The sequence below is a fragment of the Paraburkholderia sp. BCC1886 genome (assembly GCF_900996245.1).
Classification (GTDB): domain Bacteria; phylum Pseudomonadota; class Gammaproteobacteria; order Burkholderiales; family Burkholderiaceae; genus Paraburkholderia.
This window is the reverse complement of record NZ_CAAJGK010000096.1, coordinates 381,124-405,969: the sequence shown is the minus strand read 5'-3', so window position 1 is coordinate 405,969 and position 24,846 is coordinate 381,124. Positions and strand designations below refer to the sequence as shown.

27 protein-coding genes and 1 pseudogene are annotated in these 24,846 nt (G+C 64.9%); 12 read left to right on the top strand and 16 right to left on the bottom strand.

The genetic code is table 11. The features are described 5' to 3' along the window. Positions 1-169: 169 nt before the first annotated feature. Positions 170-925: a DeoR/GlpR family DNA-binding transcription regulator gene (locus FQ746_RS30340; RefSeq protein ID WP_144113469.1), complete on the bottom strand. Its 756-nt coding sequence runs from the start codon at positions 923-925 to the stop codon at positions 170-172. Between the two features lie 206 nt (positions 926-1,131). Here FQ746_RS30340 and FQ746_RS30335 point away from each other — a divergent pair, with 206 nt between their 5' ends. Then, a complete protein-coding gene (locus FQ746_RS30335) occupies positions 1,132-2,691 on the top strand; it encodes an ABC1 kinase family protein (RefSeq protein WP_144113468.1) in 1,560 nt (519 codons plus the stop codon). A 132-nt stretch (positions 2,692-2,823) separates the two neighbouring features. Continuing rightward, positions 2,824-3,714 carry a DMT family transporter gene (locus tag FQ746_RS30330; RefSeq protein WP_144113467.1) on the top strand — a complete coding sequence of 297 codons (891 nt, stop codon included), beginning with the start codon at positions 2,824-2,826 and terminating at the stop codon, positions 3,712-3,714. A 65-nt stretch (positions 3,715-3,779) separates the two neighbouring features. On the opposite strand, the gene FQ746_RS30325 is transcribed toward FQ746_RS30330, so the two are convergent. The 5 genes from FQ746_RS30325 to FQ746_RS30305 all read right to left on the bottom strand — a co-directional run bounded on the left by FQ746_RS30325 (position 3,780) and on the right by FQ746_RS30305 (position 8,561). Then, entirely contained in the window at positions 3,780-4,052 is a 273-nt protein-coding gene (locus FQ746_RS30325) for an RNA-binding protein (RefSeq protein ID WP_144113466.1), read from the bottom strand. Positions 4,053-4,057: 5 nt separating this feature from the next. Continuing rightward, on the bottom strand, positions 4,058-4,354 hold the full coding sequence (locus FQ746_RS30320) for a hypothetical protein (RefSeq protein ID WP_144113465.1): 297 nt from the start codon (positions 4,352-4,354) through the stop codon (positions 4,058-4,060). 105 nt (positions 4,355-4,459) lie between these two features. After that, a complete protein-coding gene (locus FQ746_RS30315; RefSeq protein WP_260854219.1) occupies positions 4,460-5,101 on the bottom strand; it encodes a hypothetical protein in 642 nt (213 codons plus the stop codon). Positions 5,102-5,295: 194 nt separating this feature from the next. Beyond that, the gene (locus FQ746_RS30310) at positions 5,296-6,939 is read right to left on the bottom strand and encodes a S10 family peptidase (RefSeq protein ID WP_144113464.1); all 1,644 of its coding nucleotides are present in this window, start codon (positions 6,937-6,939) and stop codon (positions 5,296-5,298) included. A 56-nt stretch (positions 6,940-6,995) separates the two neighbouring features. Next, the gene (locus FQ746_RS30305) at positions 6,996-8,561 is read right to left on the bottom strand and encodes a protease pro-enzyme activation domain-containing protein (protein WP_144113463.1); all 1,566 of its coding nucleotides are present in this window, start codon (positions 8,559-8,561) and stop codon (positions 6,996-6,998) included. 258 nt (positions 8,562-8,819) lie between these two features. Here FQ746_RS30305 and FQ746_RS30300 point away from each other — a divergent pair, with 258 nt between their 5' ends. After that, positions 8,820-9,326 (top strand): DUF1993 family protein, encoded by a 507-nt coding sequence (locus FQ746_RS30300; RefSeq protein ID WP_144113462.1) that lies wholly within the window; start codon positions 8,820-8,822, stop codon positions 9,324-9,326. A gap of 43 nt (positions 9,327-9,369) precedes the next feature. Here FQ746_RS30300 and FQ746_RS30295 read toward each other — a convergent pair whose 3' ends face one another. Beyond that, the gene (locus FQ746_RS30295; protein WP_144113461.1) at positions 9,370-9,687 is read right to left on the bottom strand and encodes a YnfA family protein; all 318 of its coding nucleotides are present in this window, start codon (positions 9,685-9,687) and stop codon (positions 9,370-9,372) included. Positions 9,688-9,838: 151 nt separating this feature from the next. Here FQ746_RS30295 and FQ746_RS30290 point away from each other — a divergent pair, with 151 nt between their 5' ends. Both FQ746_RS30290 and FQ746_RS30285 read left to right on the top strand, forming a co-directional pair. Then, a complete protein-coding gene (locus FQ746_RS30290; RefSeq protein WP_144113460.1) occupies positions 9,839-10,012 on the top strand; it encodes a DUF1289 domain-containing protein in 174 nt (57 codons plus the stop codon). Between the two features lie 78 nt (positions 10,013-10,090). Further along, positions 10,091-10,324, top strand: a complete 234-nt coding sequence (locus FQ746_RS30285; RefSeq protein ID WP_144113459.1) for a hypothetical protein — start codon at positions 10,091-10,093, stop codon at positions 10,322-10,324. A gap of 28 nt (positions 10,325-10,352) precedes the next feature. Here the strand turns inward: FQ746_RS30285 and FQ746_RS30280 are convergent. Further along, positions 10,353-10,829: pseudogene (locus tag FQ746_RS30280) on the bottom strand (OsmC family protein). A gap of 181 nt (positions 10,830-11,010) precedes the next feature. Here FQ746_RS30280 and FQ746_RS30275 point away from each other — a divergent pair. The 7 genes from FQ746_RS30275 to FQ746_RS30245 all read left to right on the top strand — a co-directional run bounded on the left by FQ746_RS30275 (position 11,011) and on the right by FQ746_RS30245 (position 17,260). After that, the gene (locus tag FQ746_RS30275) at positions 11,011-13,089 is read left to right on the top strand and encodes a bifunctional DedA family/phosphatase PAP2 family protein (RefSeq protein ID WP_144113515.1); all 2,079 of its coding nucleotides are present in this window, start codon (positions 11,011-11,013) and stop codon (positions 13,087-13,089) included. Between the two features lie 310 nt (positions 13,090-13,399). After that, positions 13,400-13,789: an MAPEG family protein gene (locus tag FQ746_RS30270; protein WP_144113458.1), complete on the top strand. Its 390-nt coding sequence runs from the start codon at positions 13,400-13,402 to the stop codon at positions 13,787-13,789. A 73-nt stretch (positions 13,790-13,862) separates the two neighbouring features. Beyond that, positions 13,863-14,540: an alpha/beta hydrolase gene (locus tag FQ746_RS30265; RefSeq protein WP_144113457.1), complete on the top strand. Its 678-nt coding sequence runs from the start codon at positions 13,863-13,865 to the stop codon at positions 14,538-14,540. Between the two features lie 265 nt (positions 14,541-14,805). Continuing rightward, positions 14,806-15,528, top strand: coding sequence for a response regulator (locus tag FQ746_RS30260; protein ID WP_144113456.1), 723 nt, complete (start codon positions 14,806-14,808; stop codon positions 15,526-15,528). A 72-nt stretch (positions 15,529-15,600) separates the two neighbouring features. Continuing rightward, positions 15,601-16,290 (top strand): hypothetical protein, encoded by a 690-nt coding sequence (locus FQ746_RS30255; protein WP_144113455.1) that lies wholly within the window; start codon positions 15,601-15,603, stop codon positions 16,288-16,290. A gap of 73 nt (positions 16,291-16,363) precedes the next feature. Further along, the gene (locus FQ746_RS30250) at positions 16,364-16,678 is read left to right on the top strand and encodes a hypothetical protein (RefSeq protein WP_144113454.1); all 315 of its coding nucleotides are present in this window, start codon (positions 16,364-16,366) and stop codon (positions 16,676-16,678) included. Between the two features lie 42 nt (positions 16,679-16,720). After that, the gene (locus tag FQ746_RS30245; protein WP_260854218.1) at positions 16,721-17,260 is read left to right on the top strand and encodes a glycine zipper family protein; all 540 of its coding nucleotides are present in this window, start codon (positions 16,721-16,723) and stop codon (positions 17,258-17,260) included. A 46-nt stretch (positions 17,261-17,306) separates the two neighbouring features. Here FQ746_RS30245 and FQ746_RS30240 read toward each other — a convergent pair whose 3' ends face one another. From FQ746_RS30240 to FQ746_RS30205, 8 genes are all read right to left on the bottom strand, one after another. Continuing rightward, on the bottom strand, positions 17,307-18,605 hold the full coding sequence (locus FQ746_RS30240; RefSeq protein WP_144113453.1) for an ATP-binding protein: 1,299 nt from the start codon (positions 18,603-18,605) through the stop codon (positions 17,307-17,309). Next, complete coding sequence (locus FQ746_RS30235; protein WP_144113452.1) at positions 18,602-19,363, bottom strand: response regulator; 762 nt, start codon at positions 19,361-19,363, stop codon at positions 18,602-18,604. The genes FQ746_RS30240 and FQ746_RS30235 overlap by 4 nt, the downstream gene beginning before the upstream one ends. Positions 19,364-19,381: 18 nt before the next feature. After that, positions 19,382-19,633 (bottom strand): EF-hand domain-containing protein, encoded by a 252-nt coding sequence (locus FQ746_RS30230; protein WP_144113451.1) that lies wholly within the window; start codon positions 19,631-19,633, stop codon positions 19,382-19,384. A 112-nt stretch (positions 19,634-19,745) separates the two neighbouring features. Continuing rightward, positions 19,746-20,612 (bottom strand): oxaloacetate decarboxylase, encoded by an 867-nt coding sequence (locus FQ746_RS30225; protein WP_186310876.1) that lies wholly within the window; start codon positions 20,610-20,612, stop codon positions 19,746-19,748. Next, the gene (locus FQ746_RS30220; protein ID WP_260854217.1) at positions 20,609-21,130 is read right to left on the bottom strand and encodes a 3-isopropylmalate dehydratase; all 522 of its coding nucleotides are present in this window, start codon (positions 21,128-21,130) and stop codon (positions 20,609-20,611) included. The genes FQ746_RS30225 and FQ746_RS30220 overlap by 4 nt, the downstream gene beginning before the upstream one ends. After that, positions 21,127-22,410 (bottom strand): 3-isopropylmalate dehydratase large subunit, encoded by a 1,284-nt coding sequence (locus FQ746_RS30215; protein WP_144113450.1) that lies wholly within the window; start codon positions 22,408-22,410, stop codon positions 21,127-21,129. The genes FQ746_RS30220 and FQ746_RS30215 overlap by 4 nt, the downstream gene beginning before the upstream one ends. A 25-nt stretch (positions 22,411-22,435) precedes the next feature. Then, positions 22,436-23,521: a TauD/TfdA family dioxygenase gene (locus tag FQ746_RS30210; RefSeq protein WP_144113449.1), complete on the bottom strand. Its 1,086-nt coding sequence runs from the start codon at positions 23,519-23,521 to the stop codon at positions 22,436-22,438. A gap of 38 nt (positions 23,522-23,559) precedes the next feature. After that, positions 23,560-24,783 carry a CoA transferase gene (locus tag FQ746_RS30205; RefSeq protein WP_144113448.1) on the bottom strand — a complete coding sequence of 408 codons (1,224 nt, stop codon included), beginning with the start codon at positions 24,781-24,783 and terminating at the stop codon, positions 23,560-23,562. Positions 24,784-24,846 lie beyond the last annotated feature (63 nt).

Below are 24,846 nucleotides of genomic sequence, written 5' to 3'. Positions count from 1 at the left end.
GATCACAGGTTTCAATGACAACGCCGTGACGATTGTGGCGAATTCCAAAAATTGACACAATTCGCCAATAATATCCAAACGCTTTTTTTGCAGACGGTGCTTTCAGCGAGCCCGCGGCATCCGGCAACTGAGGCGGCCCGAGGTGCTCGAAGACAGGCAGTACCGTGGATCAGGCGATGAGAATTTCCGGCCCGTGCGCCGAGATCGCCTTGCTGATCGCCTTTTCCGGCGCGAGTTCGGTGACCAGATATCGCGCCGACTCGATGCCATTGATGCGCACCGGCGTGACCCGGCCGAACTTGGAGTGATCGGCCACCACCACCACCATGTCGGCGGCATCGATCATGCGGCTTCGCACTTCCGCGGCCATCCGGCTGTAATCGGTCAGATAACCATCGGGCGAAATACCGCCCGCGCCGATGAACGCAAAGTCCGCGTGATATTGCGTGAGTTGATGAACGGTATCGAGCCCAAAGGTGGCGTCTTCGATATCGGAAAGCTCGCCGCCCAGCACCGTGACACGATTGTCGTTGCGCCGGCCGAGCAGCAGCGCGATGCGCCAGTCGTTGGTGTAGACCGCGAGCCGATGCCGGTCGAGCAGCGCGCGCGCCACCGCTTGCGTGGTACTGCCTGAATCGATGATCAACGATGCGCCGTCCGGCACGAACTCCGCAGCGCGTTCGCCGATAGCGCGCTTGGCGCCTGCGTTGGCGGCTTCGCGGGTATCGAGGTCGGGCTCGCGGCGATCGCTCGACAACGCTCCGCCATGCGTGGTGACCAGCAAGCCGCGGCCGGCGAGCGCGTTCAGATCGCGCCGGATCGTTTCACGCGATACGTTGAGTTCGCGCACCAGTTCGGCAACCGAAAGCGCGCCCGTTTTGGCGACTTGCGCCAGGATGTATTGATGACGTTGTTCTGCGAGCATCTGTTGAAGGCCGGAGGCCGGCACACCTGGGTTTCGCCATGGGTGGAGCAGGCCGCCGTATTGTATTACGCAAGCCCCGCCGATGGACCTGCCGGCGCGCGTCCCTCGCGCCGACCGCACAGTTCCTGCTAACCTGTTCGTCCCTGGCCGCGCCGCCGATGCTTTCCGTCGGCTTTCGGCGCGCGCGACCATCCACAGAAATACCGATGCCGCCACTGTTTCGCCGCTTACTGCTGCTGGGTCACGCGCTGCGTTACGGCACGCGCCTGCTTTGGCTGGCCGCGCCGCCCGAGCACAAACTGCACTGGATGATCGACCTCGCCGGCCGGCTGGAAGCGTCCGGGCGTAGCGCCCAAAGTCTGCACAGCCTGTTGCCGACCTTGGGCCCGCTGGCGAGCCGTTTCACGCAGACGCTGGCCGAGCGGCCCGAACTCGCCGCCGGCACGTTGCACGACGCCATCGACGCCATCGATCACCTGGAAATTCCGCTGCGGCCGCAGGCCTCCGAGCAGGCGCTCGCCCGCGCGTTCGGGCGCCCGCTCGCCACGCTGTTCAGCGCGGTGGAGCTGGTGCCGATTCGCGGGGGTCTCGCTGAGCAGACGCATCGCGCGCGCCTCGTCGAGCCGGTGAACGGCCATCGCGACGTGGTCATCAAGCTGGTGCGCGCCGATCAGTTGCAGCAGATCGGCGACGAGCTCGCCCTGTTGCGCTGGGTCGCGCGCTGGCTGGAAAAACTGTCGAAGAGCGCGCGGCGCCTGAAATTACGCGCGCTCGCGCAAAGCTTCACCGACGACATCCTCCGCCGTTTCGACCTGCGCGCCGAAGCCGCCAACCTGAGCCAGACCGGCCATCATTTCGACGGCGATGCGCGCATCGTCGTGCCGGACGTGATCTGGGATCTCTGCACCAACCTCACGCTGACCATGCAGCGCGTCGACACCTTGCCGGCCAGCGACCTGCCCGGTTTGCATGCGCATCGCGTAAAGCTGGCGCCGCTCGCCGCGCATATCGTCGAGGTGGTCACCGAGCAGGCGTTCGAACACGGCTTCTTCCACGCGACGCTGGATGCTCGCCGCGTGCGTGTGAGCATCGAGCCGGACACGCTGGGACGGCTGGTGCTAGCCGAGTTTTCGATCATGTCGAGTCTGTCGACCGGCGAGCGCGAGTTCTTCGTGCACGGCGCGAGCGCGCTGTTCGATCAGGATTACGGGCGGCTCGCCGAAATGCATCGCGATGCCGGCCACGTGCCGCACGACACTCGCGACGAAATGCTCGAAGCCGAACTCCGCACGCGCGCCGAAGCGCATTTCGCAGCCGCGCCGGAAGATCGCTCGGCAGGTGCGCTGTTTCACCATCTGCTGCACGCGGTGCATCCGTTCGACGGCGCGGTGCCCGGGCGGCTCGCCACCGCACAACGCTCGTTCCAGCAGGCGGAGATGCTGGCGCGCGCGCTGCATCCCGGCGCGGATACGTGGAGCATCACGCGCGGCGTACTCGCGGAGATTGCGCGGCGCGACGTCGACCATCGCGGCTGGATCAAACGCATTTCGCGCGAACTGCCGCATCTGGCGCATATGCTGCCGCGCGTGCCGCAACTGGCCGTGCGCTATCTGCAGCGGGAGCACGATCGGGCGAAGACGCCCCGCCAGCATGCGCAACTGATAACGGATATCGGCCGGGAATACCGGCGAACGCGCGCCTTGCTGTGGGCTTGCGCGCTGTGCGGCGGTCTGCTTGGCGCAGGGACGGTGCTGTTGATGTGGTGATCGCGCAGTCGCGCAGTCAGTCCGCGAGGCCGCTCGCTGAACACTGCGCCTGCTCCCACACGATTGCAGCTTCGAACAAGACACGTATCGGCCTCCCCGACACAATCCTGCTTTCTCACTCCGGTCCCGCCGATGTTCCTTTCCCTGATTGCCGCCGTATTCGTCGTGTTGTGGTCGACCGGATTCGTGGTCGCCCGCGCGATCACCCCGTATGCCGACCCCAACCTGTTTCTGCTGGCGCGCTTCGGCGGAACGGCGCTGATCTTTGCGCTCGCCGCGCTGGTCGCCCGCGCCGCGTGGCCGACCGGCCGCGAAGCCGGCAAACATCTGCTGGCCGGCGCGCTGCTTCAAGGGGTGTATCTCGGCGCCGGCTATTGGGCCGTTGCGCAAGGAATGAGCGCGGGCATCATGGCCCTGCTCGGCGCGCTGCAACCGCTCGCGACGGCCGCCGTGGCGGCGCCGCTATTCGGCGAACGGCTGTCGAAGCGCGGCTGGGCGGGCATGGCCTTGGGACTGGCCGGCGTCGTTTTGGTGCTCATGCCGAAGCTGGGCGTGACTGCGTCGACTGCTTCGGGCGCGCCCGCTATGTCGAATGGTCACGCTCCGTCGTGGCTCGTGATCCTCATTTCGATCGTAGCGATCGGCGCGATCACGGCGGGCACGCTGATCCAGAAGACTTCTCTGTCGAAAGCGGATATTCGCAGCGCGAGCGCCGTACAGAATTTTGGCGCGGCGCTGGTGGCGGCGGTGCTGGTGGGCGTGCTCGGTGAGCATCGCTGGGTGGCCTCGGCTACGTTGTGGGCGTCGCTGGCGTGGGGTATTGCGATGCTGTCTGGCGTCAGCGTGACGCTGCTGGTGTGGATGGTCCGACGCGGCGACGCCGCCCGTGCCACCGCGCTGATGTTCCTCGCACCGCCGCTGGCCGCGCTCGAAGGCTATATCGGGTTTGGCGAGATGCTGGTGCCGGTGCAGATTGCCGGCTTCGTGGTCGCGCTCGCGGGGGTGTTGCTCGCGCGCTCGTGAGGCCCGGCGCCCGGTCTTGTGAGCGGCGTGGCGCTCGAGTGTGGTCTGGCTGGATCTTGCCCGGTTTAGCGGGCTGGCGGAGGTTCGTCGTCGCTGAACAGATCGGCGCTCGCTTCGAGCGCCATTCCGCCTAGATGCTTGCCGCTGATCTGCCGTGCGATCACCTCGCCCACGTAGGGCGGCGCTTCCGGGTCGAGTTCCACGGTCGCGTAAGCGCCGGGCTTGCCGGCGTCGGTAATTTCAATGTTTTTCGCGTAATGCCCGAGTTCGTGCTTGAGGAATTCCAGCACTTCCTGCTCGCTGCACGATTCCGCGATATTGCGCACGATCAGGTTCATGTGGCTTACCTCCGGACATTCCCGCGGTCGGTCGACTGAACGCGCACCGGGCGCAGTGCGGCACGTTGGCGGGCTTCGGCGGCGGCCAGTTCGCGGATCAGTGCAGCGCCGGCGGCGCCCAAAGCGGCCAATGTCAGATAGAAAGCAATCATTTCAGATCTCCCCAGCGAGTTTCGTCCTGTTTTCAGCACGGCAGCATGACTGTCCGCACGGCTGATTTCGACAGTAAAGCGACGCGGATGGTGTCGAAAAACGGTCTTAAGAATGCCGTCAGTGCACTGTACCTGAATAAGCCAGGTCAAAAATAGCAAAACACCTGTCCCGATAACGTGCTATCCGGATAAATGTGGCTTACCCAACAGCAAGGCGCAAAAACCAGGCCGCCTCGCAGCTCCGCCAATAGCGTCTCAAGGCGACGCGTCGTGCCCTCCGCCACGCTGGCCGTCGCGCTCGCCGTCGCCGGAGACGACATCCAGCCGGTTGATATTGCAGGCGCTCTGGCTGAATCCCGAATAAACCACCGACCAGTTGCCGAGAATCGCCGCCTGCGCCTCGGCGAGGCTCAACTGACCCTCGCAGACGCAGCGTTTGAGTGCAACCGCGGCGCGAGCCTTACGGCGCTCGCCCCGCTGGCCGCCCCATGGCAGCAGATCGAGATTGGCGGGCGCATCGGGCGATCCGCCCAGCACGATCGGCACATGCCTGTCGAGCGCGAGACCGATACCGGCATCCGCATCGATGCCACGCTGTGCGAGCATCCAAGTCTTATGCTCCATCAACTCGTCGAACGGTGGCGCGACCGTGTCCGCGTAGCCCGGCCGGCAAATCGTTTCGCCAATCGACTGCTGGGTGACCCGTTCGTCGAGCATCCCGGCATCCTGCGCAAAGGCGCTGTCCAGACGCAAGGCCAGCAAAATGGCGCAGCCGAGCAGCAAGACGATACGCAAGCCGCGTCGGCGTGCCGGGCGCCGTGAAGCCACCTGATTGCAGATGCCGCGCGGATGATGCAATTCGTAACGGAAAAGCCTGTTTGCAGTACCTGCGTTCATTCGTGGGCGCACCGGGAACGGCACGCAATAGTCTATTCGCAGACTAATTAAAACACATCCAATATGCCGGGGCGAGCAAGGCTGCCGTGACGCAGCCTGCCTGCAGCCGCTTTGGGGGCTGATAGCCGCCGGACTAGTCGCGCGACACGGAGTGCTTACGCCGTGTCGCGCGTCCCTCACCTTCCGCGCCTGCGCTACTTTGCCGCACGAGCCTGCAAAGCCCGAATGCGGCCGAGCGCCTGCGTGTTGGCCACCGTCGAGTCGTACATTTTCGTGAGATCGGCTTTCAGCGCCGTGCGCGAACCGGCATCGAGATAGACCATGTGTCCTGACGGATAGAACCGCGCCGACAGGTTTTGCCTGACCTGCTCGCTCACCAGCGGCATCTGCTGCAAATCGATGACGGTCTGATAGAACGGCGTCACGTAATCGAAGAACCCGTTCGCGGACAGCACCTTCAAATCGGGATTGAGCGCCATGACCGCGGCCAGATCGCCCGCGGTGTAGAGAATCACGTTGCCCTTGGCGTCGAGCCCCTTCTGCGCACCGGTCGGATCGATATGACCGAAGTCCCAGTACTGGAACGCCTGATCGTTCAGATCGGTGAACGACGAATTCGACGTGTATTTCAACTGCTCGTTCAGGTACACGTTCCACATCGTCGTGTACACGCCGGTGACCGCCGTCATGGTCGGGTCGTTGCCGCCGGAGTTCGGATCGATCTTGCCGGCAATGCCGGTTTCGATGGCGGTCACCCGGCCGTCGTACTCGCCGAGCGCGAGCCCCTTCGACTTCAGCAGCGTGGTGAGGAACAGCGAATTGCCGCGGCTGTCGTACGCCGCGATGTCGAGGCCCCATGCCAGCAGCGTCGCTTTGTCGATACCCGTGTATTCGCTGAGTTTGTCGACGGTCGGCGAATCCGTAGGCGGAGTCTTGCGCAATGCCGCGAGATAATCCGTTCGCGCGAATTGCGCGACTTCTTCGGAGAACGCGCCGAGATCGGCGGGTCGGGGCGTCACGCCCAGCTTCTGGTGATACCACGCGTCGGCGGCAGCCGTGGGCAGGGTGCCAACCGGATTGCCCGATTGCGTGTAATCGAGGATCGACGACTGCAAGGTGATGCCGTTCAGATCGACGCCGTCTTCATGCAGACGGTAAGCCAGCACGCAACTGCGCGCGGTGCCGTACGACTCGCCATACAGATACTTGGGCGAATTCCAGCGGTTGTTTTTGGTGAGAAAGCGCTTGATGAACTGCTTGAGCGAATCGGCGTCCTGGTCGACGCCCCAGAAGTCGCGATTTTTCTTCGGCGCAATAGCCGCCGAATACCCAGTGCCGACCGGATTGACGAACACCAGGTCGCTGTTGTCCAGCAGGCTGTCCGGGTTGTCTTCCATCGAGTACGGTGCGGGCGGCGTGAAGCCCGGCATCGACGTCTTGATGCGGCGTGGCGCAAACGACCCCAGCAGCACGAACACGGACGACGAGCCCGGACCGCCGTTATAAAAGAACGTGACCGGGCGGGTTTCCTCTTTCTGCCTGTCCTGCGTGAAGGCCACGTAGAACATCCGCGCTTCGGGCTGCGAACTGCTCGGGTCGACGATCACCAGATGACCCGCCGTCGCCGTATACGCAATCCTGTGTCCGCCGATGGTAGTCGAGTGATGCGTCACGGCCGCGGTTTCCGTCGTCTCGGTGACGGAATCGTCCGGCCCATTGCCGTACGCCACGGGATCGAAGAACGGCTGGTCGCCGGCTTTGTGCGGCACGGCCGCCGCCTTGCTCCCGGAATCGTGCGACGACTGCGGACTATCGGAAGCCGGCTGGGTATTCGTCATGATCGCTCCTTGGATTCGTTCAAGTCTTATGTAGACAGGCGGCGGCATGCCGCCGCCTAAACCGCGGCGGCCACCTTCTGGCCATTGGGGCTGCCGAGTCCGGTGCAGGCGTCCCAACCTGCAGACGCCGCGAAACTGCCGTTATTGCCTTGCGTAATGTCGTTGCACGCGCCCGGCGCCTTGTACAGCTTGGGGTTGATGAACCCGGCGGGCTGGCCTTTGGCCGCATTGATCCGCGCGATCAGCGCGGCCCAGAGCGGCGCAACCGCGCTGGTGCCGCCCACCACCGTCTGCGTGCCGTCGATCAGCACGCTGTAGCCGGTGACCGGCGAAGCGTCGCCCGCCACGTCGGGCACGCCGCGTCCGGCGAGCGGCGTTTTGCTGCCTTGCGACGACGTGGCCGCGAGGCCTTTCTGCCAGACCGGCACGGCAAACGTATGGCTGACACCGCCGCCGCCCGCGCCACCCTGTTCGCCGTCGTTCCACACCACTTCGTGCGAAATCGAGGTACCCGTTGCAGTGAGATTCGTGCCGCCGCAAGCCAGCACATAAGGGCTCGACGCAGGAAAGTCGACCTGGTCGCCGCTGCCCGAGCCGTCGCTCGAACCGCTGTCGCCCGACGCCACGCACACCGTCACACCGAGTGCCGCGGCGGTTTGCAGCACGCTGTTGAACGCCTGCATGGACTGGCTGGTCCAGTTGGACTCCGGCCCGCCCCAACTGATGGAGATGACCGACGGTTTATTCGTGGTGTCGTGCACCGCGCGGCTGACTGCGTCGATAAAGCCGGCGTCGCTATTGGTCGTGAAGTACACCGCGATGGTCGCGCCCGGTGCAATGGCGCCGACAATCTCGATGTCGAGCGTGACCTCGCCGTCCGGTCCGTTCGGGTCGCCGCTCGGCTGATTGCTGCCCTGATCGACGCCGATCGATTTCACGGTCGGCGAGCTAACCCCGAGGCCGCCGAAGTACGCGCTGAGGTCGCTGGTCTCATAGCCGCCGCCCAGTTCGATGATGCCGACGCACTGACCGCTGCCGTCGCCTTGCGGGAACTGATAGAGCGTCGCGAGTTGCAGCGGCGTGAACGACACCTGATGTCCTTTGGCCGGATGGAACGGCGGACGGATGCGAAAGTGCGGGCGCGCCTGCGGCCGGTTGTCGAGTCCGAGCACCGCCTGCACCACGCCGCCCAGGTCTTCGGGCAACGTGATGGCGCCGGAGCGTCCGCGAAACTGCGCCTGCCCGGCGGCATGGGGCGCGTAGTGCTGCAACTGAACGCCGAATGCAGTCTGGAATTGCGCGATCGTGCCGGCCAGCACCACCGAGCGCGCCGCCGCATCTTCGCGCGCCACCGACAAGCCGTGTTCGCTCGCGAAACGTTTGACCTTTTCGATATCGTCCGGGGCGGCGCCATAGTCCTGCGCAAGCGCGTCGCGCGAGAGCGGGGTGACGCTCGGGTCGCCGGCCTCGATGCGGCTCATCAAGGCGTCGAACTGCGCCTGCTGACGACGGCGCAGCATGACGAATACTTCGATACGTTCTGCCGGATCACACTGACCGACGACTTTCGCGTCGTGCTCTTCGATACGTTCGCTGCCCGGCAGCGAATGCTTGTTCGTCATGGTGTCGCCCCTCCTGTTGACGCCAGTTCGTTTCGCCCGCGCGTCGCCGTTCAGCTGTTTCGCGAGCGTCTGGTCAAAGCTTCCGACCCATGCATTCGAACACAGTTCCGACGCGCGCGGCAGTTGTCCGAATGGCTAACGCTGCTACCAGTCAATGCGCATAGCAGGCCGCGCTTGCTATGATGCTGCAGCGGCAATCCAGCCGTCACATTGCCTCGCGCGCCGGTGCGCGCACGATCGAAGAATCAGAGGAACCCCATGTCAATTTCGATGTACCAAGCCTCCCTGCCCGTCCTGATTCGCGGCCTCACGAACCTTAAGGCGATTCTCGGCAAAGCCGAGGCGCACGCGGCTGGCAAGCAGATCGAGCAGTCGGTGTTTACCCACGCCCGGCTCGCGCCGGACATGCTGCCGCTCACGCGCCAGATCTATATCGCGAGCGATACCGCGAAGGGCTGCGCCGCGCGTCTGGCAAATGTCGAAGCACCGAAATACGACGACGTCGAGCAGACTTTCGAAGAGTTGCAAAATCGCCTGCAAAAGACCATCGATTATCTGAAGGAATTCAATGCGTCGCAGATCGACGGCTCCGAAGCGCGCACCATCACGCTGAAAATGCGCACGGGTCCGATCGAGTTCACGGGCGAGTCGTATCTGCTTGGTTTCGTGTTGCCGAATTTTTATTTTCATGTGACGACGGCGTACGACATTCTGCGTCACAACGGCGTCGAACTCGGCAAGCTCGATTATCTCGGCGGGGCGTAAGGCGCGTAAGCGCTGAATCGACAGAACGTGCCCACTGTACGTTTCAACGCGGCTGGAAGGCGATGACCGCCATGCCGCCGAGCGTGAGCGCGACGCCCGCGGCATCCCAAAGCGTGGGCCGTATCCTGTCGACACACCACAGCCAGAGAATGGCTACCGCAACGTACACACCGCCGTAAGCCGCATACACGCGGCCGGCGGCGGCGCCGTGCAAGGTCAGCAACCACGCGAACAGCGCGAGACTGAGCGCACCGGGCACCAGCAGCCAGATCGGCCCGTCGTCCTTGAGCCAGCGCCACGGCAGATAGCAGCCGAGTATTTCGGCGAACGCGGTCACGGCATACAGCAGGAAAGTTTTCATCGGTGGAATCGATTGGTAGCACGCGACAGGTACAACGCGGCATCTAAAATGCAAGCCTATCGGTTTTATTAACATAATCACTTGGCGAAGCGGGCATGACGCATGCGAGAGTCGGCAGAGAAGTTTCCTTCAACGCCAACGGTACGATCTCATGAGCACCGCGTCACCCTGCATCGACATCTGCAAGTTCGACAGCAAAACCGGTTTGTGCGTCGGCTGCATGCGCACGCGCGACGAATGCAAGACCTGGAAGAAGATGAAGGACAAGGAGCGCCGCAAGATCATCGAGGACCGGCCCCGGCGTGAGCGCAAGCTGCGCAAGTAGCCACGCCGGGCGTCACAGGGTCGTGGCATAGTCTTGCCTTCGAAGCGGCGTTTGCCGCACCACCCGCCCGGAGTATTCATGGATCAGGACAAGGCGCGAGCCGAAGAAACCGCCGCGATGGAACGCGTGATGACTGCCACGAAGCGCGTTCAAAGCGCATTCGCCTCGTTGCAGTCGCAGTTTCCGCCCGCAGGCAACGGTCAACCTTCGCCCTTTGCGTTGCAAACCTTCGACGCCGCGTTGCAGGAACTCGAAGACGCGCAAGCCGCGTTCGACGACATGCTGGGCGATCTGCTCGACGGCAATCGCTGAAGCAGTCCAACCACGCTTACGCACAGGTTCAGGTTTCAGCTATGTCGGTGACCGGCTCGCACAGAATGGGAAAGGCGACCGAACTGGCGATGTAGCACATCTCGTGCGCCATGTGATGCTAGCGTTCGGCCAGCGCCGCGTCGCCGCCTGCCGCGATTACCACGCGCGGGCGCAGGACGATTTGCGTAAAGCGGCCTTGCGACGGGCTGTCCAGCATCGTGCCTTCTGCATCGTCGCGATAATCCAGCACCACGATGCCGGCGTCCGCACAAAGATGCAGGTACCACAACTTGTGACAGGCGCACGCCGCCGCGACTAGCAGGTCTTCCGGATTCCAGCGCTTTGCGTCGCCGAGAAAGGCCGCGTCGGAGGAACCGGGAATCGGCGGCTTGTCGCCCGCCGTGATCAGATGGTCGCGGCCGTAGTCGCGATAACCCGATGTACCGCTGCCGCGGTTGCCTGTCCATTGCACCGACACCGTGTACTTGTGTTCGCCGTAAGCCATGTCCCGCTCTCCCGTTTGTTAAACGTTATGCCCGATCCGGCGTGCGGGATTATAAAACCGGCGCTGCGCATAATGCGTCCGCAAGGGCAAAAGCAAGCCTTTGGACGAGCGCGAACCCGACGATGCGCGTTATGATCGTCCGCTACGCCTGAACGGCCTCTACCCGGCAGAACCGCACACGATGGAGCACGCGTATATCCACCTTCTGCATCTGCTGGCCGGGCATCCGGCGTGGACGCTCACGGTCGTATTTCTTGCCGCCTTTCTCGAGGCGATTGCCGTCATCGGCACCTTCATCCCCGGTAGTACCGCCATGTTCCTCGCCGGCGCGCTGGCCGGCACCGGTTCGCTGAGTCTCGGCTGGATTTTTCTGTGGGCGATTGCCGGCGCGATTGCGGGCGATGGTATGAGCTTCTGGCTCGGCAGCCGCTACAAGGACAGCATCGTCCAGTTGTGGCCGTTCTGCCGGCATCCGGAAGTGCTCGAAGCCGGCAATCGTTTCTTCCGCAAGCATGGCGCCAAGAGCGTCGTGCTCGCCCGTTTCATCGGACCGTTGCGCGCCATCGTGCCGGTCGTCGCCGGGATGCTCGGCATGACGCCCACCCGCTTCTACGCGATGAACGTGCTGTCGGCGCTCCTGTGGGCGCCCGCGCATATCCTGCCGGGTGTGGTGTTCGGCGCGTCGGTGCTGCTGGCCGGCGCCGTATCGTTCCGGCTCGTCGTCATCATTGCGTTGCTGGTGAGCGTCGGGTGGCTGAGTTTTCGCGTGGCGCGATTCCTCATCGGGCATGCCAATGCATGGTCCGGCTCCGCGAGTCGGCGGCTGGGCACGTGGGCTTGCCGGCATCCCGGACCGGTCGGCCGTTTCGCGCGCGCCATGCTCGATCCCGAACAACCGGATGCCAGCAGCATCCTGCTGGCCTCGCTCATCGTGCTGATTGCGGGCGCGCTGTTTTTCGGCGTGCTCGACGACGTCGTGAGCGGCGATCCGTTGACGCGGGTCGATCTGTCTGTCTATCACTTTCTGCAATCGGTGCGCACGCCGTGGGGCGATGCGGTGTTCAGCGGTATCGCGACGCTGGGCAGTCTGACGACGCTGTCGGCGCTGATCGTCACCGTCGTTTTGTGGATGCTGTGGGAGCGCCGCTGGTACACCATCGGCTACTGGCTCGCGGCCGTCGTGTTTTCGCAGTTGCTGATCTACGGATTGCAGTTCGCGATGCAGCGCGCCGCGCCCGACCCGGCGATGACCGCGTACGCGTTCCCCAGCAATCACGTGGCTGCCGCCGTGATCGTCTATGGCTTTCTCGCGTTTTTGCTGGCGCGGCGGGTGGGCGTGCTGGAAGGGCTGGCGGTGGCGACGTCGAGTCTGATCGTGGTGATCGTCATCGCGCTGTCGGGGCTGTACTTCGGGCGCTACTGGGTATCGGACGCGATCGGCGGTGCGGCGCTCGCTTATGCGTGGGTATCGATCGTCGCGATGACGGCGATCGTGCGCCATCCCGAGCGGCCGCCGATCCGCCGCTTCATGCCGGCGTTGGTGCTGGCGATCATGCTGGTGTGCGTGGGCGGGCAGCTTGGCGGCGCTTCGTCGGCGGCTGTTTCGGCATCGACATCGGCATCGCGATTGGCTTCGAGATCGGCATCGGCATCGGCATCGGCATCGACTCCGGCCAACGCCGCGCGACCGACGCCGATGCTGGTCACGCAGGCGCAGTGGACCGCATCCGCGTGGCAACGCATGCCCTGCTACCGCTCGGACATGGACGGCGATCGCAAGGAGCCGCTGGCGCTGCAATGGGCATCGGGCGCCGATTCGATCCGCCGGCAATTGCGCGCGCGCGGCTGGATCGAAGGCACGGATCTGTCCGCGCATAGCCTGCTGTCGCTCGCCTCGCCGAATGTCGCGGCGGTGTCGCTGCCGGTATTACCCAAACTCAACGACGGCGTGCCGTCGGCGCTGGTGTTCATGCGTCCCGGCGACTCGCGCGGCGAGCGCGATGTCGTGCGCTTCTGGCCAAGCGGCTACACGGTGCAGGACGGGCCGACGGCCAACCCGCTGTGGGTCGGTGCGTTCGTGCACGAGCGGCTTTCGAGGGCGTCGTGGCCCGTGAACATCCTGCGCGTCGATCGGGACGCGACGCTGGGCGATCTTCGCGGAATGCAGGGGCAGGCGGGCGGCGGCTTCGGCGCGACGGTGCTAGGTAAAGTCACCTGTGACGGGATGCCGGTGTCGCTGCTGGTTTCGTCGGTGGAGTGAGCGGCGGCTTTGATTGCCCGGCGCATGAACCGGTCGTGAATCGACCTTGGAGCGCGTTCGCTGCTCCCGACAACAAATCGCCTTGCGCTCAAGGAGTTGGGACGGTTGGCCAGGAGTTGTCCACATGGATATGAACATTTTCTGTGGGTAACTTTTTCGCTTCGCGTATCACGTCGGAATCATTGGCCTGACGGCGCGCAATCCCGTTTAACCCATCGGCGCGACGAATCCATTGCGATAGAATCGTCGGCCAACCCGCGCGCCGCGCAGATGCCGCGCACCAGGCCCGATCTACGTCTTCGGAGACATCTTGACCATCGAACTGACACTTCTCGCCTGGACGCTCGTCCTCGCGCTCATCCAGGTCATGCTGCCGGCGCTGCTTCGCAATCGCGAGACCGGTATGGGCTACAACGCCGGGCCGCGTGACGAAGCCGGCCCGCCGGTCGGCAAACTGACCGGCCGGATGCGCCGCGCGCAAAGCAACCTCTTCGAAACACTGCCGGTGTTCGCCGCCGCGGTCCTGATCGCGCACGTGGCCGGCCGCGACAACGCGCTGACGGTGTGGGGCGCGTGGCTCTATCTGGTCGCGCGCGTCGTGTACGTGCCGCTGTACGCCGCCGGGGTGCCCTATTTGCGCTCGCTCGTCTGGCTCATTTCCATGGCCGGTATCGTGCTCATCCTGATCCCGATCATCTGAGCGCTCCGACAACGTCAACGCCAACGGCAACGCCCCGACTCCACCGACGAATTCCCGCCAGGACCCGCACCCCATGAACGACACGTCACCGCCCGTCGAAATCGACACCGCGCCCGATCCACGGATCGCCGTCATCCTCATGCACGGTCTCGGGGCCGACGCCAACGACTTCGTGCCGCTCGTCCCCGAGTTGGGCCTTGCCGGCGCACCCGTGCGTTTCATCTTCCCGAACGCGCCGCATCGCGCGGTCACCGGCAACAATGGTTACGTGATGCGCGCGTGGTACGACATCCGCTCGTTCGAATCGATCGATCAGCGGATCGACGAAGCCGGCATCGAAGAATCGTGCGCGACCGTGCGCGAACTGATCGCCGCGCAAAACGCGCGTGGCATTCCGACTTCGAAGATTTTTCTCGCGGGATTTTCGCAGGGCGCGGCGATGACGTATTCGGCGGGACTCACGCATCCGGAAGCGCTGGCCGGACTGATCGTCATGTCGGGCTACATTCCTTCGACATCGCTGATCGGGCGTCAGTCGACGCAAGCCAATCGCAACACGCCGATTTTCGCCGCGCATGGCGACCACGATCCGATTCTGCCGCTGCCGCTCGGCGAAGCCGCGCGCGACTTTACCGTCTCGCACGGCAGCCGGGTCGAATGGCACGCTTATCCGATGGCGCATTCGGTGTGCGGCGAAGAGGTCGCCGACCTGCGCGACTGGCTCGGCGCACGCATCGCGGCGCTGGTTTGACGGACCAAGTCAACGCGCGAAGGTGACGCGCATCACTCCGTCGCAACCTTCCAGCGTCGTTAGCCAGCCCGCTTCGTAGTCGTTCCCTTCAACGCGTCGACCTCGCTCGACGCGTCCTCTCTCCGCCCGCCTGTCCCCAGGCCGGCGCGACATCGCCTGACATCATTCGATAACACCTGCCGCGCGACATCTCGCTTAGATTTGTCGTCACTCGCGGCGCTCGCACGTTCGCCGCTCATTCACCCTTCGTACCCAGCCCGATTCAATGTCTACTCAGCTTTACGTCGTGGACGACGACGAAGATATTCGCGAGATGTTGCGCCGTTATCTCAGCACGCATGGCTACGACGTCTGCGTGTTCGAAGACGGCCGCTCGCTGATGCGCAAGGTGACGCGCCAGCGTCCCGATCTGATCGTGCTCGATCTGATGATGCCGGGCATGACCGGCATCGAGACGCTGCGTCGACTGCGCGCGACGGACCACGATATTCCGGTGCTCATCCTCACGGCGCGTGCGGATGCGACGGACTGCATTCTCGGTCTGCAACTCGGCGCCGACGACTATCTCCCCAAGCCCTTCAATCCCCGCGAACTGCTCGCAAGGATTCACGCGGTGCTGCGGCGGCAACGCAATCCCGCGACGGGGGGCGCGGAGCATCAACCGGTTTACCGCTTCGGTCACTTCACGCTGGATCTGAAGGCGCGAACGCTGAACCGCGACGATGCGAGCTTCCCGCTCTCGCACGGCGAGTTCGCGCTGCTCAAGGTGTTCGTCAATGCGCCGATGCGCACGCTGAGCCGCGAGCGTCTGCTTACCTCGCTGCACGGCGCCGAGTCCGAGGTCAGCGACCGCGGCATCGACGTGCGGATCTACCGGCTGCGGCGCCTCGTCGAAACCGACCCCACCGTGCCGCGCTTCATTCAAACCGTCCGTGGATGCGGCTACATCTTCGTGCCGAATGGCGAAGCGCACCTGCGGGCACGATAAGCCGCGCTGCACGGCGCTCGATCCGCTTCGGGTGGTCACCTACTCACCTTCACTTCACCAACGCGAGTCCCCATGAAAAAGGCTTTGATTGCAACGACCTCGGTCGCCTTCCTCCTGACGGCCAGTTTGCCGGCATTGGCCTGGTCGTCCTGCGGGGGAGGCTCGTGCTCGCACGGCGGCGCGGCGGTCGGTCGTTACGGCGGCGTCGCGACGAACACCGGCACCGTCACCCGAACGGGAACCGGACAGTTCTCCAATTCCGGCACCGCGACCGGTCCCAACGGCCGCACCTATACGCACAGCGGCAACACGAGTTGCGACGCGGGGACGTGCTCGCATAGCGGCAGCGTCACCGGGCCGCAGGGCAATACCGTGCAGCGCAGCAGCACCGCGACGCGCGTCGGACCGCACACCGTGGTGACCAGCGGCACGACGAGCGGCCCGTATGGCCACAGCGTGTCGAGCGGCGGCGTGGTGGTCGCGGGCCGCGCGCCGGTCGCGACGGTGGGTGTAGTCGCGCGGCCGCCGGTGGTGGTCGCTGCGGCACCTGCCGTCGTCGTTGCCCCCGCACCGGTTGTCGCGGTCGCGCCGGCGCCGGTGGTCGCAGTCGCTCCGGTAGCCGTGGTCGCCACCCCGCGCGTGGTCGTCGCCGCGCCCGCTGCAGTCGTGCGCGTCGCGCCTGCAGTCGTCGTCGCACCGCGACGCGTGTGGGTTCCCGCGCATCGCTCGGGCAACGTGTGGGTCGCCGCTCACTGGTCCTGAACCCATCCATCGCGCGATGGCCGTGTTACGCGACCATGCCGGCATCGTCAGTCAACCCGTCAAAGGACAAGTCATGACATCCCGATCTCTTCGATCTCTTCTCACCGTTGCAAGCGGTTTGCTGTTCGCCGTCGTGACGCCGGCCGCTTTCGCGGGAAGCGTCGCCATCGGCATCAGTCTGCCGCCGCCCGTCATCGCCGCGCCTGCCGTCCCGGTGTACGTGGCGCCCGCACCGGTCGTCGTCGCCGCGCCCGCCGTGGTTGCAGCACCCGTCATCGTGGCCGCGCCGGTCGTGGCCGCGCCCGTCTACGTTGCTCCGCCCGCTATCGGCGTGTCGGTGCGAGCCGGCTATTGGGGCGGCGCGCGGGGGGTCGTCGTCGTTCGTTGATTTCCCCCGTTTTTTTGTGGACGTTTCTGGATTGCACACGCTATGAATCTCGTCAGGACCCAACGCATACTCGCCGCCACGGCCCTCACCTCGGTCACCGCGTTCACCGCGGTATTGGCGGGTTGCGCGCTCACGCCGCCGAGCGCGCCTACCTTGATGGCCCTTCCCGCCAAAGGAAAGAGCCTGAATGAATTCCAGCAGGACGACTACGGTTGCCGCACGTACGCGTCCGGCATCGTCGATCCGATGGTTCAATCGAAGCCAGGCGCGAATGGCGCGGCAGCCGCCCCCGTGCTGGGCACACTCGGCGGCGCGGCGGCGGGCGCACTGATCGGCGCGGGCGCCGGCAATGCGGCAATGGGCGCGGAGATCGGCGCCGGTGCGGGCCTGTTGCTCGGCAGCGCCGCCGGCCTCAACCGCCAGAACCAGACCGAAGGCTCGCTGCAACAGCAATTCGACAATGCGTACGCCCAGTGCATGACCGCGCATGGCGATACCATCGCGCCGCCGCCGATGCCCGTGATGATGCAAGCGCCAGCGGTGATCTACGCACCGGCCCCGTACTACTACGTACCGTATTGAGTGTGGACTGGCGATCCGCCATGTCGGGAGGCGCCGGTCTTCCCGATCATTCGCAACGCAAACGCACGGTGACGGACAGTCCACGCGGCTGGTTATGCGCAAGTTGCAGATAGCCGCCATGCTGCCGCGCGATCCGCTCGGCAATCGCGAGGCCCAGACCGGTGCCGCTCTTCGCCTCCGCCTGCGCGCCGCGCCGGAACGGTTGCGTGATCAACGGGAGCGTGGCGTCCGGTACGCCGGGCCCACGGTCCTCGACCGTCAACGCGACGAAACCCGAGCCGCTCGTCGTCCGCACGACGAGGCCTTCGCCGCCGTAGACCACGGCGTTCTGCATCAGGTTCATCATCATCCGCTGCACGCTGACGCGGCGAAACGACACGCGCGGCAACGGCTGCAAAACCAGTTCGAACGGATGACCCAACGCAGCATAACCACCGGCCAGTTGCTCGATCAGATCGTTCAGATCGCCCGGCACGCTCGGCTCGCTTTCCCAGCCGCGCGCGAAGTCGATGAACTGCTGCACCACCACATCGATCTCGCCGATGAATCGCTCGGCGCTCGCGAGCGGCGCATCGAATGCTTCCGGCGCGGCGATCGCCATGCGCAGCTTGGTGAGCGGCGTGCGGATATCGTGGGAAATACCGGCGAGCATTTCGGTTCGCGTCGCGTCGAGATCGGCGAGCACGGCGACCATCCGGTTGAACGCTTCGGCGACCGTGGCGAGTTCGCGCGATCCGGTCACCGGCACCGCCTGCGGCCATTGGCCACGCTCGATCGTCGAGGCGGCGCGCGCCAGCCGCCGTAGCGCACCTTCGACGGGACGCTGGATCAGATACCCGCCGAGCACCGGAAAAGTCGCAATCGTGAGCAGGATGAAAATCACACTCCACGGCAGGATGTGGCCGACCGCCGACGCCGCATGCAACTTCACCCAATAGTGCTTGCCGGCCACGTCGAGCCGCACCCAGACGCGATGTTCGCCGCTGCGGTCCCAGCGCACCTGCGCGCCGGACGGCAGTTGCGAGGCCAGACTTTCGAGGAAGGTCTGCATCATGAAGCGGATGGTCAGCCGGTCCAGATCGCCGGCCGGCGGAAGCGCGAGCGCATCTTGCGGCGCACCGTTGATTTCGAGCAGTTCGCTGTCCCGCGCGGGCTCGGGCAGTGCGGCGAGCAGGCGGTTCACCGCGATGATCTGCGACGCGACGAGCGCCGCGGCGTCGTCGATTCTCGGCTTCTGGATAAACGTGAGATAGACGGCGATGACCGCCGTCTGACTGGCGAGCGTCAATACGATGAGCAGCAGGACGTTGCGCCACAACAGCGAACGCGGCCGCGCGAGCCTCATCCTTCGATCTCCGCGACGAGCATGTAGCCGAGCCCCCACACCGTGCGGATGAAACGCGGCGACGACGCGTCGAGTTCGAGCGCCTGCCGCAGGCGCAGCACCTGCACGTCCACGCTGCGCACATTCGCTTCATAGTCGCGGCCACGCGCGCGTTCGAGCAGATTCGCCCGGCTCACCGGACGGTTCGGCGTGGTGGCGAGCGCACACAGCAAGCGCATTTCGGCCGAGCCAAGATCGACTGGCCGGTCCTCCCGGAACAGTTCCTGGCGGCGCACATGCAGCCGGTACGCGCCGAATGCCACCTGCAAACCGGCATCCTGCCCGTGATCGGAAAACATCGGCGGATGGCGGCCGAAGACCTGTTGCCGGCGCAACATCGCGCGGATGCGCGCGACCAGTTCGCTCGGCAGAAATGGCTTGGCCATGTAATCGTCGGCGCCCATCTCGAGTCCGACCACGCGGTCTACCGGATCGCCGCGCGCGGTCAGCATCAGGATCGGCAGAGTGCGGCCGGCGGCACGCAAACGCCGGCAGACCGAGAGGCCGTCTTCGCCGGGCATCATCAGGTCGAGTACGAGCAGATCGTACGGCTGGCGTTCGAGACAGGCGTCGAGTTGCAAACCGTCTTTCGCCACGCGCACCTCGAAGCCCTGCGCGATCAGAAAGCGTTGCAGCATGTTGCGCATCTCGGTCTCGTCGTCCAGCACGATAATGCGGCCCGCGCGGGCTTCGGCGGATGCGGCGGCGACGTGCGACATGATCGCGATGCGCCGCGGTTATTGCTGGTGCTGAACGAGGTATTGCTCGATCTCGGCGAGCGTCACGTACCCCTTGTGAGCCGTATCGATTTCGTCGAAATGAGCGTAAAGACGCGGCATGCCGGTTTGCGCCTCGGCCGGCGTCAGCTTGCCGTCGTGATCGGCGTCGGCGGCGGCAAAGCGCGCTTCCAGTTTCTGCTGCATGGTGCTTTGCGCGAAGACCGGCGCGGCGAGCAGCAAGGCGGCGAACAAAAGGCTAAGGCGTTTCATCGAACTCTCCTGTTGAGAGTTCGAGAGTCTGCCTAAGCGCGGCTTCAACGCGTGTAAGAATTCATGTCGCCATGTGTCACCAAAGGTAGCGGGCCGTACGGAAACTGCCGCCTTACTCGTAGCGCTGCGCCGCGTTCATCAATTCCGGCGTGCCGATTATCTCGTTGAGTTCATCGAAACTCGCCATACGGTCCTGCCACGGCGCGGTCGTGCCGTGTTCGTGCAGACTGCCATAGAAGCCGCCCAAAGCGCGCGCCACCGCCCGCGCCGCGCCGCCCGGAAAGATCACGATGCGAAAGCCGCGCGCCGCCAGCGCCTGGGCGCTCTGCACGGGCGTCTTGCCGCCCTCCACCATGTTCGCAAGCAAAGGCACGCGCGAGCCGAAACGCGCGCAGGCGGCGTCCATCTGCTCGGGCGAACGCAGCGCTTCGACGAACAGCGCGTCGACGCCCGCCTCCAGATACTGCTCGGCGCGATCCAGCGCGGCGTCCAGTCCTTCGACGGCTAGCGCGTCCGTGCGCGCGAGAATCAGCGTGTCGCGGTCGACCCGCGCATCGAGCGCGGCGCGCAATTTGCCGCACATTTCGGCGACCGGCACGACGCTCTTGCCGTCGAGATGCCCGCAGCGTTTGGGGAAGGTCTGGTCTTCGAGCTGGATCATCGCCGCGCCGGCCCGCTCGAAACCGCGCACGGTGCGCTGCACGTTCAGCGCATTGCCGAAGCCCGTGTCGCCATCCACGATCACCGGCAGCGCGACACGCTCGGTGATACGCGCGAGCGTTTCGGTAACCTCGGTGAACGTGGTGAGGCCGACATCGGAACGGCCGAGCCGCGTGTACGCAATCGACGCGCCGGACAGATACAGCGCATCGAAGCCGGCCTGCTCCGCGAGCAGCGCCGAGAAGGCATCGAACACGCCTGGCGCGAGCACCGGGCCTTCGGCGAGCATTGAACCGAGTCGTCTGGCTGGCTGAGTCATGTGTCGGTCACTCCATAACGTTGTTTGAGCTGATTGAAAAGACCGCCCGCGGCGGCCATCTCCAACAGAAAAGCGGGCAACGGGTCGCAGGCGAGCACCTCGCCGCCGGCGCGCACGATGCGCCCTTGCAACGGGTCGATCGCCACGCGCTCGCCCTCTTCGATCGTTGCCGCTTCGGCGCACGTCAGCAACACGAGGCCGACATTGAAGGCGTTGCGAAAGAACAGACCACTGAACGCCGGCGCGATGACGACCCGCACACCCAGATGCACGAGCGCGGCCGGCGCCTGTTCGCGCGACGAACCGATGCCGAAATTCGGCCCTGCCACGACGACGTCGCCGGCTTGTACGTTCGCCGCGAACTCCGGACGCTGGCGTTGCAGACAATGCCGCGCGATCTCGTCGATGCCGAATTTCATCCACGCGCCCGGCGCCAGGGCGTCGGTGTCGATGTCCGCGCCGACCCGCCACGCGCGATGGGTTTGCGAATCCGGCTGATCGGCCATGCTCGTGCTCATGACAGCACCTTGCGGGGATCGGTAATGCGCCCGCGCAGCGCGGACGCCGCCACCGTATACGGCGAGCCCAGATAAACCTTCGCCGTCTCCGCGCCCATTCGTCCTTTGAAATTGCGCGCGGTGCTGGAGATCACCGTGCTGTTTTCCGGTATCTGACCGCCGTACCCCGAACACGCACCGCACGACGTCGCGAGAAACTCGGCGCCGGCGTCTTCGAGAATCGCCATCACGCCTTCGCTTCGCGCGGCCTCGCGGTCCCGCACGCTAGCCGGTGCGACGACGAGTTGCACGCCCGCCGCGACGCGCCGGTTTCTCAGCACCGCGGCAGCCGCGCGGAGATCGTCGAGTTTCGCGCCCGTGCACGCACCGATGTACGCGACCTGCACCGCGATATCCTCGAACGCGTCGACGTCGCGGGTGTTCGCAGGACTGTGCGGCGCGGCGATTTGCGGAGCGAGCGTGGCGGCGTCGAAGCGATGCGTTTCCGCCGGCGCATCGGCGTCGCCTTGCCAGCGCGCCAGATCGATTTCATCGCTCACGCCTACCTCGCGCAGGTAATCGAGCGTCACGCTATCGGGCGCGATGAGACCGGCCTGCGCGCCCATTTCCGCGCTCATGTTCGAGAGCGTCATGCGCTCCTGCATCGACAGCGCCGCGACCGCTTCGCCGCAAAACTCGACGGCCTGATAGCGGCCGCCATTCATGCCGAAGCGGCCGATCATGTGCAGCATCATGTCCTTCGCGGTGACACCCGCGGCCAGTCGCCCGCGCCACTCCATGCGCAGCGTCTCGGGCACCTTGATCCAGATTTGGCCCGACACCGCGACGCCCAGCATCTCCGTGCTGCCGATACCGAACATATAGGCGCCGAACGCGCCGCCGGTCGGCGAATGCGAATCGCCGCCGACGCAAAACATGCCCGGACGCAGATGGCCGTGCTCGGGCAGCACCACGTGGCAAATGCCAACACTGTCGTACACGTTGGGCAGACTCTGTTCTTTCGCCCAGTCACGCGCGATGCGCACGATCCGGCGCGATTCGTCGTCGGCCTCCGGCACGTAGTGATCGATTACGAGGACGATTTTCGACGTATCCCAGAGCGGCGCGCGAAGCTGTTCGAGCATCGGCTTCAAGCGCCGTGGGCCGCTGGAATCGTGGAACATCGCGAGATCGACGTCACAGGTGACGATCTCGCCCACCGCGACATCGGTGCGCGCGCACGCCTGCGCGATCAGCTTCTGAGCCAGCGTTTTTCGAAGCGTGGGCGTGGGCGTGAGCATGCGCGTCTCCGTGAAGCAGCCTGTGTCAATCCACCATCTTCGCGACTTCGCCCGATTCGAGCAGCAAGCGGTCGTGCGTAGACGGCAGTTCCGCAAACGGACGGCGATACTGCGCCCACATCCGCAAGTCTTCCGGCTTGTGGAACACCTGCGAGTCCGGCATCGCGGGCCAGTCCGATACCGTGAGCCAGAGCCGCAACAAATGACGGCGTTCGGCGAGCGGCTCGGCGTCCTGGTAGTCGGTGCGGCCATGCACCAGCACGCGGTTATTGAGGAACTGGATATCGCCGTCGCGAAAGCCCATGTCGAGATAGAACTCCGGCGACGCGGCGATCTTGCGCGCCGTATACAACGCTTCGGATTCGCGTTCGCTGAACGGACACTGTCCGCTCTTCTCGGCGAGCCGCGCATAACCGGTCGGCAGATAGCAGATCACTTCGCCGGCCGTGTCCGTGAAAAACGGCACCTTGTGCTCGCTGAACGTGCGCGTCGCGCGACGGCCGTCTTCGTCGGTACGTTTCAGGAACAGCCCTTCGAGCAGCGCTTCGAGCAGATCGGGCCGCGTGCGCAGCATTTCGTTATGCACGGCGAGCGCGCTGGAAATGCGGCTTTCGCCACCCGAAATCGCGGTGCGCAAACACATCAGCCCGATGATGTCGCACGAATCCGTGTGCATCAGCTGACCGCCGCCTTTGCGATAGCCGCGCGACTTCGGCTCGTAATCGCTCACGTTGACCACGTGGCCGAGCACATCGCCGAGATAGGACTGCGTCACCGGCTTGCTGACATACGAGCCCAGACCGAAGTAGATGCGCGTCATGTCGTCGTCGGAATAACGCTCGCGCGGCAGTCCGCGCAGCATCATGAAACCGCGGCCATTGCGCAGGAACGCCGGCAGTTCGCGCATGAACCGGCCCATCGTATCGAGCGGAAACGTCTCCGGGCTGATGTCCGGAAAATCGATCTCGCCCAGCGAAAGCAGATGCGCGAGCGCGGCGTCGATCTCGGCGATTTCCGCCGCGCTGAGAACGTGCAGGCCTTCGCGCATCCAGTCGACCTCGGGGCCCTTCCATACTGCGGGGGAGTCGATGGGTTGTCCAACGCGGTTCATTGCAAAACTCCTTGCGAGTTGAGGTTCAGGTAGGCGCCTCAGGCGCTGCGTGCATCGACGACGGCGCCGCAGCCGAGCAGTTCTTCGTACATGCGCTCGCCCAGCAGCGGCGCAAGAATTTCGCGGGAATGTTCGCCTTTCTTCGGCGCGGGTCGAATGAAGCCGCCAGGCGTCCCCGATAAACGGGCGACCACGTTATGCACGGCGACATGCCCGAGTTCCTCGTCCTCGATTTCGACGAGGCTTTCGCGCTCGCTCACGTACGGGTCGTCGACCAGATCGCTGGCGTCGTAGACGGGCCCGGCCGTTACCTGGGCATGCTCGAAGAATGCGAGGTTCTCCGCGAGCGTGCGTGCCGCAATGAACGCGCCGACGATGCCGTCCACTTCATCGACGTGTTGCAGGCGGGCCGTGTTGGTTTCGTAGCGCGGGTCGGTATTCATCCCGGCGCGGCCGATCGCGGCGAACAGTCGCTCGGCCATGCTCTGCGTCGAGGTCGACACGCACAGCCACTTCCCGTCCGCGGTGCGATAGCTGTTGCGCGGCGCGGTGGTGCTGGAGCGGCTACCGGTGCGCGCCTTCACGCGGCCGGTAAGTTGATAATTGGCCACTTGCGGACCGAGTAAAGAAATCATCGGATCGAACAGCGAGAGGTCCACGACCTGACCGTTGCCGCCGTTCATGCGCGTTTCCCACAGCGCAACCATGGCCGCGTGAGCGCCGTAGAGCCCCGCCGTCATGTCGCCGAGAAACATGGGCGGCAGCACCGGCTCGCGGTCTTCGAAGCCGTTCATCGCCGCGAATCCCGAATAGCCTTCGACCAGCGTGCCGAAGCCGGGCTTCGAGCGGTACGGGCCGGTTTGTCCCCAACCCGATACGCGCACGATGACGAGCTTCGGATTAGCCGCGAGCAGCAAGTCGGGCGCGAGGCCCATTTTTTCGAGCGTGCCGGGCTTGAAGCTTTCGACCAGCACGTCGGCATCGCGCGCGAGGCTCGCAATGACGCTCGCGGCCGTTTCGTGACGGAAGTCGAGGCACACGCTTTTCTTGTTGCGCGCGTAGGCCTTCCAGAACACCTCGGCGCCCTCGGTGCGAAAAGCTCGCAACGTGTCGCCCTTGAGCGGCTCGACCTTGATAACCTCCGCGCCGAAATCCGCCAGTTGCAGCGTCAGCATGTTGCCCGCGACGAGCCTGGAGAGATCGACGACCTTCACGCCGCGCAGCGGTCCAGTGTGCGATGCGTCGAAGTTTTTGCGATGCATGTCTCCATCCTCTTTTGCGTGCGGCCCAGGTGCGGCTTAGGTGCTGCTTTACTACTCTTGCGC